This window comes from Streptomyces sp. NPDC051555 (assembly GCF_044454405.1).
GTDB lineage: Bacteria > Actinomycetota > Actinomycetes > Streptomycetales > Streptomycetaceae > Streptomyces.
Genome location: NZ_JBITDP010000043.1, coordinates 25,047 through 35,562 on the forward strand (window position 1 = coordinate 25,047; position 10,516 = coordinate 35,562).

General features: G+C 69.8%; 9 protein-coding genes and 3 pseudogenes. 9 read left to right on the forward strand and 3 right to left on the reverse strand.

Annotation, left to right across the window (positions count from 1 at the left end):
* Nucleotides 1-41 precede the first annotated feature (41 nt).
* The 3 genes from ACIBEA_RS41670 to ACIBEA_RS41680 are packed head-to-tail and all read left to right on the forward strand — an operon-like array spanning nucleotide 42 to nucleotide 2,240.
* Nucleotides 42-1,259 (forward strand): MFS transporter, encoded by a 1,218-nt coding sequence (locus ACIBEA_RS41670; RefSeq protein WP_399269252.1) that lies wholly within the window; start codon nucleotides 42-44, stop codon nucleotides 1,257-1,259.
* Nucleotides 1,260-1,309: 50 nt separating this feature from the next.
* Nucleotides 1,310-1,519 carry a hypothetical protein gene (locus tag ACIBEA_RS41675; RefSeq protein WP_399269254.1) on the forward strand — a complete coding sequence of 70 codons (210 nt, stop codon included), beginning with the start codon at nucleotides 1,310-1,312 and terminating at the stop codon, nucleotides 1,517-1,519.
* Nucleotides 1,520-1,556: 37 nt separating this feature from the next.
* Complete coding sequence (locus ACIBEA_RS41680; RefSeq protein WP_399269256.1) at nucleotides 1,557-2,240, forward strand: HAD family hydrolase; 684 nt, start codon at nucleotides 1,557-1,559, stop codon at nucleotides 2,238-2,240.
* Between the two features lie 94 nt (nucleotides 2,241-2,334).
* Here ACIBEA_RS41680 and ACIBEA_RS41685 read toward each other — a convergent pair.
* A pseudogene (locus ACIBEA_RS41685) lies at nucleotides 2,335-2,811 on the reverse strand (Tn3 family transposase); the annotation flags it as partial.
* 610 nt (nucleotides 2,812-3,421) lie between these two features.
* On the opposite strand from ACIBEA_RS41685, the gene ACIBEA_RS41690 reads away from it, so the two are divergent.
* The 4 genes from ACIBEA_RS41690 to ACIBEA_RS41705 all read left to right on the forward strand — a co-directional run bounded on the left by ACIBEA_RS41690 (nucleotide 3,422) and on the right by ACIBEA_RS41705 (nucleotide 5,578).
* The gene (locus ACIBEA_RS41690; protein WP_399269258.1) at nucleotides 3,422-3,556 is read left to right on the forward strand and encodes a hypothetical protein; all 135 of its coding nucleotides are present in this window, start codon (nucleotides 3,422-3,424) and stop codon (nucleotides 3,554-3,556) included.
* 100 nt (nucleotides 3,557-3,656) lie between these two features.
* Nucleotides 3,657-3,992 carry an ArsR/SmtB family transcription factor gene (locus tag ACIBEA_RS41695; protein WP_399269260.1) on the forward strand — a complete coding sequence of 112 codons (336 nt, stop codon included), beginning with the start codon at nucleotides 3,657-3,659 and terminating at the stop codon, nucleotides 3,990-3,992.
* Nucleotides 3,992-4,711, forward strand: a complete 720-nt coding sequence (locus ACIBEA_RS41700) for a cation transporter (RefSeq protein ID WP_399269262.1) — start codon at nucleotides 3,992-3,994, stop codon at nucleotides 4,709-4,711. The genes ACIBEA_RS41695 and ACIBEA_RS41700 overlap by 1 nt, the downstream gene beginning before the upstream one ends.
* 78 nt (nucleotides 4,712-4,789) lie before the next feature.
* Nucleotides 4,790-5,578, forward strand: a complete 789-nt coding sequence (locus tag ACIBEA_RS41705; RefSeq protein WP_399269264.1) for a sulfite exporter TauE/SafE family protein — start codon at nucleotides 4,790-4,792, stop codon at nucleotides 5,576-5,578.
* Nucleotides 5,579-5,816: 238 nt separating this feature from the next.
* On the opposite strand, the pseudogene ACIBEA_RS41710 reads toward ACIBEA_RS41705, so the two are convergent.
* A pseudogene (locus tag ACIBEA_RS41710) lies at nucleotides 5,817-6,671 on the reverse strand (IS5 family transposase).
* A gap of 23 nt (nucleotides 6,672-6,694) precedes the next feature.
* A pseudogene (locus ACIBEA_RS41715) lies at nucleotides 6,695-7,207 on the reverse strand (helicase); the annotation flags it as partial.
* Between the two features lie 555 nt (nucleotides 7,208-7,762).
* On the opposite strand from ACIBEA_RS41715, the gene ACIBEA_RS41720 reads away from it, so the two are divergent.
* Nucleotides 7,763-8,293 carry a Mu transposase C-terminal domain-containing protein gene (locus tag ACIBEA_RS41720; protein WP_399269266.1) on the forward strand — a complete coding sequence of 177 codons (531 nt, stop codon included), beginning with the start codon at nucleotides 7,763-7,765 and terminating at the stop codon, nucleotides 8,291-8,293.
* Between the two features lie 76 nt (nucleotides 8,294-8,369).
* Nucleotides 8,370-9,974: an AAA family ATPase gene (locus ACIBEA_RS41725; RefSeq protein ID WP_399269269.1), complete on the forward strand. Its 1,605-nt coding sequence runs from the start codon at nucleotides 8,370-8,372 to the stop codon at nucleotides 9,972-9,974.
* The last annotated feature ends 542 nt before the right edge of the window (nucleotides 9,975-10,516 follow it).

Here is a 10,516-nt window from a genome sequence, read left to right on the forward strand (position 1 = left end):
CGGACTTTCGAACATTGGATGTGTTCGTTACGGTTGGGGGTATGGATCGTTCCTTGCGAGCCGCCCGTGTGGCGACCTACGTCTACTTCGTCCTCTGCGGCACTCTGATGGGTGCCTGGGTTGTCCACATCCCCGCGATCGAGGAACGCGTAGGCATCACCCATGCGACGCTCGGCGGCCTGCTGGTCCTGCTCGGGCTCGGGGCCTTCCTCGGAATGCGGGTGGCCGGACGCCTGACCGACCGCTTCGGCACGCGCATCGTCGTGCCCACCGGCGGCGTGCTGTGCGCCGCGGCCCTGGTGCTGCCCGGCCTGGCGCACAACGCGTGGACACTGGGCGCGGCACTGCTGGTCTTCGGGTTCTGCAACGGCTGCCTGGACGTGGGCATGAACGCCCACGCCGTTCACGTGGAGAAGGCGTACGGCCGGCCTGTCATGTCCGGCTTCCACGCCACCTTCTCCGTCGGCGGCGTCCTCGCCGCACTGGTCGCCGCCGCTACGTCGAGCGCCGGCGCGAGCCCGGCAGCGGGAATGGCGGCCCTCGGCGCCGTGGGCATCGTGACCGCGCTCGTCTCGGCACGCGCACTGCTGCCCGGAGCCGCCGACACCGGCAACGACACCCAGACTCACGGGACCGGGGCCTCGCCGGCCGGGGCGCGCCGACGAATCTGGCTCCTGGCTGCCCTAGCGCTGATGGTCATGCTCTCCGAGGGAGCCGCGAACGACTGGAGCGCGCTGCACTTCAAGGACGTCCTCGGCACCTCCACCAGCACCGCCGCCATCGCGTACGGCACCTTCGCGGCGGCCATGACCACCGGCCGGCTGCTCGCCGACCGCCTCGCAGGCCGGTTCGGCCCGATGGCGATCCTCCGCCACGGGGCAGCCGTGGCCGCCGTCGGCATCACCCTGGTGGCACTCGGCCCGTGGATGTGGACGGCATTCACCGGCTGGGCCCTGTTCGGCCTGGGACTGTCGGGCTGTGTCCCGCAGCTCTTCAGCGCGGCCGGACACGCGGACCCGGCCGCCGCGGGCGCCAACGTCTCACGGGTAGCTGGGCTCGGCTACCTCGGCATGCTCGCCGGCCCCGCCGTCATCGGCTGGCTCTCCCACGCCGTTGCCCTGAACCACGCCTTCCTCCTACTGACACTGCTCTGTACGACCACCGCAGTGGCCGCCGGGGTCCTGCGCACCCACTCGGTCGGTACGCGCCGTGGTGAGCCCGCGCCCACCGGCGACCGCCCCCACCACACCTCCGCCTGAACGCACCCGGCCCCAGTCCGCCGACACCCCCTTTCCTCAGGAGCTCCACCATGAGTACCGCCCCTCGCACGCCGCTGTCGCAGCGGATCCGTACCACCGCCGGCAACGCGCTCTCCGCCTTCTACGCCAAGAGCCTGGCCCTCGCTCCGTCCGACCCGTTCCAGACCGACGACAGGGCCCACATCTGCACAGATCCGTACTGCCCTGCCCGAAGCAGCCGGGCGCCCCAGTCCGACCGCCGCCACTACCGGGCGCGCTGACCACCACCCTGCCCCACCGGCACAAGGAAACCGAACCATGCCCACCGACCGGCCCATCGTGCTGTTCGATCTCTTCGGTGTCATCGCCTGCCACCAACGCCCCGGGGCCATGGCCGAGATGGCCGCACTGAGCGGCGCACGCACCGAGCCCTTCGCCCACGCCTACTGGGCCTGCCGCATGCCCTACGACGCCGGACAGTTCACCGCACCCCAGTACTGGACGGCCGTCCTCAACCAGCTGTCCCTCACCGCGCACCCCGACACCATCGAGAAGCTGCGGCTCACCGACATCCACAGCTGGTCGCGCGTCGATGACGACATGGTCGGCTACGTGCAGTCCCTGCGCGAGCGCGCCGAAGTCGCCCTCCTCTCGAACATCCCCGCCGACCACGCCGACGCCTTCCTCACCGCCCAGCCCTGGCTCCGCCACCTTGACCACGTCGCCTTCTCCGGAAAGATCCAAGCGGCCAAACCGGACCCCGCGGCGTTCCACCACTGCGTCACCGCACTGCACGCCACCCCCGCCGACTTCCTGTTCATCGACGACCGCGACGAGAACGTACGCGCCGCACGCGCCGCCGGCATGGACGGACACCTCTTCACCGGGCGCGAAGGCTTGACCAGAGCCCTCGACACCTGGCTACCGACCCCTGAAGCCACACCCTCCGGAAACGGGCGTAAGCCCTGGCCGGGGCCGCTGGCGAGGACGTGGAACTGGTAACGGCCCAGGAAGTTGATGTGCCGGTCCTTGAGCGGGGAGAGCGCGCGATGTCCTCGTCCTTGATGCCGTGGCCCTCGGCGCGGAGCTGGGCGACGGCGGCGTCCAGGTAGCGGGTCCACAGCACCACCGCGTTGAGGACCAGACCGAGGGCGACGAGCTGGTCCTCCTGCCCTCGCGGTACGCCTGGCGGATCTGGCCCCGGCCGCCGTGGCATCGCGCGGGCGAGCCGGTGGCGGGACTCCTGCACGGTCAGCTGCCGGTTCATCAACCGCCGGTAGGTGTCGTCGACCGGGTTGACCAAGGCGAGCAGGTGCACGGTCTTGTCGATGCGCCCGTACTCGGCGAACGCGGCCCCCAGCGGGGTCGGATGCCGCTCACGGCCGAACATTCGCAGCAGGTCGTAGGCCCTCACCTCGTTGGTGATGAGCGACCCGGGCACCCGGAGCATGTCCGGCCAGTGGGTGGCGATCCGCTTGAGGTTCACCTTGTTGCAGGCCACCGCCTCCAGCGGCCCGTAACCGGCAGCTCCGGAGTCGGAGTTGGTGGGTGCAGTTAACAGGCCACCGGGCACACGGTCCGGTCTGCGAGGGTGCCCAGGTGACCGTCACGACGGCAGGGCGCGGTGGCGCCGCCGGCTCGCTCATGCCGCCCCCCGCTCCACCGGAGGGAGCGCGCGGGCCGCACGGCGCAGCGCTACGGCGCCCGTGCGCTGGGCGGCGGGGGAGTTCCAGTACGGGTGGGTGTGCAGGCGCTTGGAGAGGGCGATGAGCCGACGCCGCTGCGAAGTCGTTCCGGCGGCGGCGGGAGTCTGGGCGAGATCGGCGTAGGCGGCCAGCCACGCCCGCTGGAGGGCGAGCAGGTCATCGGGGAAGCGGAATGGTGCTCTCCCTCCTCCATTGCAACACGTGTTCGATTTTCTCGAGAAGTCTGCCCGCAGGATCTTCGGCCTGTTGTGATCCGGCTACCCGACCACGCCTGCTGTGACTGGGCGGCGTTGGCTTTGTTCACGGGTTCTCGTGCAGAGCCAGCCCAATGACGGGGTGCTGCAGCCGCGAAGAGTCGGCCTACCCCGAAGCCTGATTCGGCAGGGCCCACTGGGCGTATCTGCCAGGCGTTGTGCGCAGGGGATGGGGGGAGGCTGGCGTTGCCCGGCTCGGAGCGGTGAAGGAGGCCAACCTCGAGTGGTCCTCGCTCCGCCCTTCGAGCCGATGCTCGCCCAGGCCGCCGAGTACGTCCGCGGCCCTGGCGTCCTGGCGAGCGGCTTCGCCGCCGAGCAGAAGTTATGGACAGAGCCCGCGGCTGTCCGTCGTCCGTAGCGGGTTGTCTCTCCGGTGAGCAGCGGGCATCGACGTACGGCAGGCGCTGAGCCCAGAGTTCATAATTCCCTGAATTCAGGTTTCTGTGTACTGTCGGAGGGTGCTGACAGTCGCTCCTGACATTGAGGTGCTGGCCCGCTTCGGCCGCGCCCTCGCCGACCCGATCCGCTGCCGGATCCTGCTCGCCCTGCGCGAGGCGCCGGCCTACCCCTCCGACCTCGCCGAGGCCATCGGCGTCTCCCGGACCCGGCTCTCCAACCACCTGACCTGTCTGCGGGACTGCGGCCTGGTCGTCGCGGTGCCCGACGGCCGACGTACCCGCTACGAGCTGGCCGACGCCCGCCTCGGCCACGCCTTGGACGACCTGCGCCAGGCCGTCGTGGCGGTCGAGCACGACAAGTCCTGCCCGGACGCGGACACGAAGGGCTGCTGCTGATGGCCTCCATATCCCTGGGGCCGTCCCCGGCCCGCCGAGACGCGCTCGCCCGCCGGATACGCCTGCTGGTCGCCGCCACGATCACCTACAACGTCATCGAGGCGGCCGTCGCCCTGACCGCCGGGACGATGGCCTCCTCCACCGCGCTGATCGGCTTCGGCCTGGACTCGGTCATCGAGGTGTCCTCCGCTACAGCGGTGGCCTGGCAGTTCTCTGCCCGCGACCACAGGGTGCGCGAGGCACGGGAGAAGACCACGCTGCGGATCATCGCCGTCTCCTTCTTCGCTCTCGCCGCCTATGTCGCCTTCGATGCCGTCCGCGCCCTGACCGGTACCGGCGAGGCCGAACGCTCCGTTCCCGGCATCGTGATCGCCGCCCTGTCGCTGGCGGTCATGCCGTTCCTGTCCGCGGCCCAGCGCAAGGCCGGGCGTGAACTCGGCTCCGCCTCCGCGGTCGCGGACTCCAAGCAGACGCTGCTGTGCACGTACCTGTCCGCCGTGCTCCTGGTGGGCCTGGTCCTCAACGCCGCCCTCGGCTGGTCCTGGGCCGACCCGATCGCCGCCCTGATCATCGCCGCCATCGCCGTCAAGGAAGGCCGCGACGCCTGGCAGGGCAAGGGCTGCTGCGCCCCCACGTCCGCCAGCAGCCCCCTGCCTGCGGCCGTCCCCGCGGACCGGGACGGGTGCGGCTGCGGCCCCGGGTGCTCCTGCTGCTCGTGAACATCACGTTGCCGACCCGCCCCGCACTCGCGTACGCCGCCGATACTGACCGGGCAACGAGCGAGGGGTGGGTGGCCGGTGGAGTGGACGCTGTGGGCGGGGCTGGCCGCCGGCCTGCTGATCGCGGTCGTCACGGCGCCGGTCGGGGTGTCGGGGGCGGTGTTCCTCCTCCCCGTCCACCTGTCCGTCTTCGGCGTACCGTCCCCGGCCATCACGCCGACGAACCTGCTGTTCAACGTGGTCGCCGGACCGGGTGCCTTGTGGCGCTACCGGCGCGACGGCGCCCTGCGCGGGGATCTGGCCCGGCGCCTGGTCGCCGGGACCCTGCCCGGCGTCGTCCTCGGGGCCGCGATCCGGGTCTTCGCCCTCCCGGGCCCCGGCGTCTTCCGACTCCTGATCGCCGCCCTCCTCCTGCCGCTCGGCCTGTGGCTGGGCGTGCGCACGCTCGCCCCCGCCCACCACCGGCAGGCCGCAGCGAACCCAGAGCCCTCGCCAGAGGCGCTCACCGCGTTGGCGGTGGCGGTGGGCGTGGTCGGCGGGATCTACGGCATCGGAGGGGGATCCCTCCTCGGCCCGATCCTCGCCGCCCGCGGACTGCCCATGACCCGCGTCGCGCCCGCGGCCCTCGCGGCCACCTTCGCCACCTCCATCGTCGGCGCGGCCACCTACGCGCTCCTGTCCCTGGCCACCACCGGCGATGTCGCCCCCGACTGGGGGCTCGGCCTGGCCTGCGGCGTGGGCGGCCTGATCGGCGGCTACCTCGGCGCCCGCCTCCAACCCCGCCTCCCCGAAACCGCCCTGTGCCTCCTCCTCGCCGCCCTCGCCACGGGCATCGGCGCCCTGTACGCACTCCAGGCCCTGACGTAAGCCGCCCCGGGAAAAGCCCGGCAACCGGCGGGGGATCACCCTCACCGACAGGCTTGCAGCAGCAGAAATGACCCGGGGCCGACGTGCGGAGTGCTGCAGGGTGTCGGCCGGGTTGAGGCGTGGCCGGGAGACTTCAGGGCATGGATGTGGAGTCGGTGGCGGTGGAGTTGTACGAGCTGAGGCTGTCGGCGTTCACCGCGGCCCGCGACGCGTTCGTGGCCTACGCCCCTAAGAGGTCCTAACAAAGGCGTTGGACGTGTCGGTGGGTGATGAGGCAGGTGGTGAGGCCGAGGAAGGCTTCGTGGATGTCGTCGCGATCGTTCCCATCGGATGCGGAGCCGGCGGAAGCCGTGGAGCCATGCGATGGCCCGCTCGACAACCCAGCGGTGGATTCCGAGTCCTGATCCGTGGGGGACACCGCGGCGGGCGATCACTGGTTTGATGCCGAGCGCCCAGACCAGGCGGCGGTATTTGTCGTGGTCGTAGCCGCGGTCTCCGAGGAGGCTGTCGGGGCGGTTGCGTGGCGGTCCGACCAGGCCGGCGACGGACGGGATCTTCTTCAGCAGGGGTATCAGCTGGGTGACGTCGTTGCGGTTGCCGCCGGTCGGCGAGACAGCGAGCGGGATGCCCTGGCCGTCGACGAGGAGGTGGTGCTTGCTGCCCGGTCGTGCGCGGTCGTCCGGGCTGGGCCCGCTTTTGGGCCCCGTCGAGCGGCCCTGACGTGGGAGGAGTCGATCACCGCCCGCGACCAGTCCAGCTTCTTCGCGACCCGCAGCTTCTTGAGCAGCACGAGATGTAGTTGGTCCCACACGCCGGCGTCGTTCCAGGCGGCCAGTCGCCGCCAGCAGGTCATGCCGGATCCGAAGCCCAACTCTTGCGGCAGGTACTCCCACTGGATCCCGGTATGCAGCACGAACAGGATCCCGCAGAGTGCCTGCCGGTCCGGGACGCGCGGGTGTCCCTCCGCCTGTTTCGGCGCCGGATCAGGCAGCAATGGCTCGATGAGCGACCACAGTTCATCCGACACGATCCACGGTCGCGACTGACGTTTCCCCACAACCAGACCAACGACCAGCCGGACCGAAAGGCACATGATCAACAGCTTCTGTTAGGGCTTCTAAGGGCGCGTCCGATGTTTTGGACGATTTCGACTTGGGATCCGCGGGTGTCGGTGAAGCAGATGGCTTCGACGCCGCGTTCGCCGGTGATGTCGATGCCTTCGCCGAGGACGCGTACGGAGGCGAGGAACGCGTGGTGGACGCGGTGTCCGGTGGCGTCGGTTCTGTTGGCGAACTGGCGCAGGGCTTCGCGGCGCTCGGTGATGAGGTGGGCCCCGCACAGCCAGGCGGACCAGACCCGGTCCGGCGGCACCTGGCGGCCTGCCTGTAGCTCGTAGAACTCTGCCGCGATCGAGGATGCGGGGAGCTTGGCCGCGGCGGCGAGGTCGGTGTCGGAGGTATCGGTGGCGTAGAGCTCGGTGGCGGTCTCGGGCAGCTTCTCGGCGAACGCGGCGGCTTCCTCCACTTTCTGGTGGAAGGTCATGACGGTGCGCGGGTTGTGTGCGGCGGCGTGTTCCAGGAGCGCGGTCTGCAGCAGTTTCAAGCGCCGGCCCCGTGATGCGCGACGTGTGAGTTGCAGTGGTTGGCGGCAAGGTTTTCAGGTTGGGTTTTGTCTGGTGGGCGGGTTGTTGGGTGTCGTTTTTCCACTGAAGGCCGGTGTCGTTTCCCGCTGAAGGTTTGCTGTCGTGTGTGTGGGCTTGCCGTTTGGGGGCTGACTGCTTGGTCTGCTGGGGCGGTCACTCGTTGGTGGGATGCGGTTCGGCGTGTCGGTGTGGGGTGCGGGGCGGTGGACAGCGTTTCCGGGACGGGGACGGGCGTCTGCGGGAGGGGCTGATGGCGGACAGCGATGCCGGTGGCTTCTCCGGTTGGGTGGTGCCGGCTGCCGCGGGGCGGGAGGCGGCGGTCACGCGGCTGATGGCTCTCGATGGTCGCGGTGAACTCGGTTCTGTACATGTGCGGTTGGCTGCTTTGGCTTTGGGGGTGTCGGAGCGGACGGTGTGGAACTGGGTGGCGGTGGCCCGACGCGAGGGCAGGTTGTCGGCTCGGGCGCCTGTGAGGGTTGGTGTGAGTGCGGATGTCCGTGCGCGTCTGGCGGTGTGGGGTGGGAATGTGGCCGCAGTCCATCGTGAGCTGGAACGGGATCTCGTGGCGTCGTCGTGCCTATATCGCGCCGTGGATGGCTGGGCACGTCGGTATGCGGGTGAGGTTGAGGTATCTGCCGCACTATGACGGGCGGATCGAGGTGTTCTCCACCGAGGAGTGGGGCCAGCATCTGGGCAGCGCCTATCTGGCCCAGGCGGCGACGCTCGAGCAGCGTCGCGCGCTGAGTTCGGTCAGGGAGAAGAAGCCCCGGCAGTTGAAAGCGGACCTGAAGGCGGCGGAGAAGCTGCGCAAGACCCGCTACACGGCCACGACCACGGCTGCCGTGCCCCGTCCGCGGCGAACGGTCACTTCCTCGCAGGCCGAGGCGGAGATCGCCCGGTCCAGGGGCGTGGATCTGGCGGCCCGGGCGCTTCCGGACCTGATCCCTCCCCGTGAACCCCCTGCTTCCTGGGCACGTCCGGTTGTTCGCCCTCGCCGCGCGGCCGGCGCGCAGACGGATGTCGGGCAGGCGGAGACAGCCGATGGCGGGCCGCCCGGAGCGGCTGATGCGTGACGACAGCGGGGAGTGTTGAGCGATGGTGACTGCTGAGCGGCAGGGTCGGCTGCCCCGGGAGCGGGAGGACCACTTCATGCGCCTGCCGGGCGCCCAGATCGTCTCCACGCGTGCCCTGCTCATGGTCAGGGAGAACATCCGGGCCGCGATCGAGGCCAGAGCCATGATCTGCATCTATGGGCAGGCGGGCCGGGGGAAATCGTTGGCGGTGAACACCTCGTTGCGTGAGCTCGCGCCGAAGTTGACGCGCCGGATCCAGTTCCGCTCGCGCCCCTCGACCCGCGACCTGCGCCACGAGCTGTTCCACGCTCTTGGCCTGCAGGGGCGCCCGCCGGGGCAGCCGATCGAGTTCGACCGGATGCTGCGCGGCGCCCTGGAGGCGACACACGTCCTGGTCTGTGACGAGGCGCAGTGGTTGTCGAAGATGTGCTTCGAGTATCTGCGCTATTTGTGGGATGACATCGGTTCGGACCTGACGATTGTGTTCACGGGCGGGGACGGCTGTTTCGAGATGCTGCAGAGCGAGCCGATGCTGGAGTCCCGGGTGTACGCGTGGCAGGAGATCGAGCGGATGCCGCTGGAGGAGGTCCTCACCGTCATCCCGGCGTTCCACCCCGTCTGGGCGGACGCGGACCCGGACCTGATCGCGATGTGCGATGCCGAGGCCGCGCACGGGAACTTCCGGGCCTGGGCGAAGATCACCCATCACCTGACCGCGGGGATGAGGGAGTCGGGGCGGGTCCTGGACGAGGACTTGCTGCGCTGGTTCTACAGCAAGCTGCGCCAGCGCCGGCGCACCGGGGTCCGCCTGATCCTCGTCTGCCACCACCGGGCCATGCGCGCCTTCCTGGAACGCGAACTACAGCAGCTGGACCACCGTGTCGCTGAGGCTTCCGCTCTGCTGCCCGAGGCTGAACCGGCCACTGTGGAACGCCAGGCATCCCAAGCGGCGAGGCCGTTGGCGAACCGCTGGCTCAGCCTGCCCGCCCTGACCACCCTCAGGGCCTTCGACGACAAGGTCGGCCCGTGCAGGTGCGCTGCGCCCATGGCGCAGGACCGGGACTTCTTCCCGCCGGTGATGGCACCGGTAACCGAGGCGGAAGTGGCGTGGCGTCTTCACCGTGCCACCGCGCAGCCGTACTTGGCGGCTCAGCTCGCCACGGCCGTGTTCACCGCGGCGTCCACCACCCAGCTGGCCACCGCGCACGTCCGTGATCTGGCTCCAGATGGCACGACAGTCACGCTGCACGGGCGCCAGCTGCGCAGCGGCTGCATGACCCATAGTGTTCCCGCCTGGGCCAGCCCCCTGCTGAGAGCAGCCGCTCTCCACTGGAGCCTCGGGGTCGGCACCGGCGGACCGCTCTTCAGCGATCCTTTGGGAGGCGAGGGCATGCCGTCACTGACGGTCTTCGCCGAGGACTGCAAGCTGCGCCCGCCCCAGCCTCCCCGCCCCAAGCCACGCGGTAGCCGGCGAGGGACGACACCGGGCCCGAAGGAGCCCACGAAGACCATCTGGCCCGTCTATACCGCTCACCGCGAGGATCCGTTGGCCGAGGCCGAACCCGATTTGATGCAGGGCTGTCCCTACCCGCCACCTCACACACGGAAGACCATCGAGAGGCGGAAGAAGGGGTGGCTGCCTCCAGACTACGGACTGCGCGACCTTCGCCACCTGCGCTGAGAGCCAGCGAATCTACAGTTCGCTTTGACGGTGACAAGCGATGACGTTCCAGCGGACAGGGCGCGGCAGATCCTCAGCTCACGGGTCGGCAGCCCCGATACCGGTCCGGGAGCTGAGGCTTTCTCGTGATGCTACTCAGTGCATCATCGTGATGCAGAGCTCATGAGGGTCAGGTCCGTCTGGTGGATTGCTTGCCCGAGACTAAGGTCCGGCCAGGAGAAGACCTTCGCGACGCCCGCTCCCGCTGCTGGCCGCCCGCAGAGCGGGCTTGTCCTGGAGGCGGAGCCGGAAGGACTTCAGGTGAGGGAGCGAAGCGATTCCACCTGAACGGGCCGTAGGACCGGATCCCGTGAAACGGGGTCACCTGGGCCTGCAGAGCAGGCCGTTCGGGGTGGAGCGAAGCGAAACCCCGAACAGTCCGCAGCGCAGCGTAGGACAGCGGCCCGAAGGGCCGGCTCTGAGGGTGCGAAGCACCCTCCCGCTGAGCGAAGCGAAGCGGTCCGTTGGCACAGCGCGCAGCGCTGTGGGACCCGCTCCGCGGG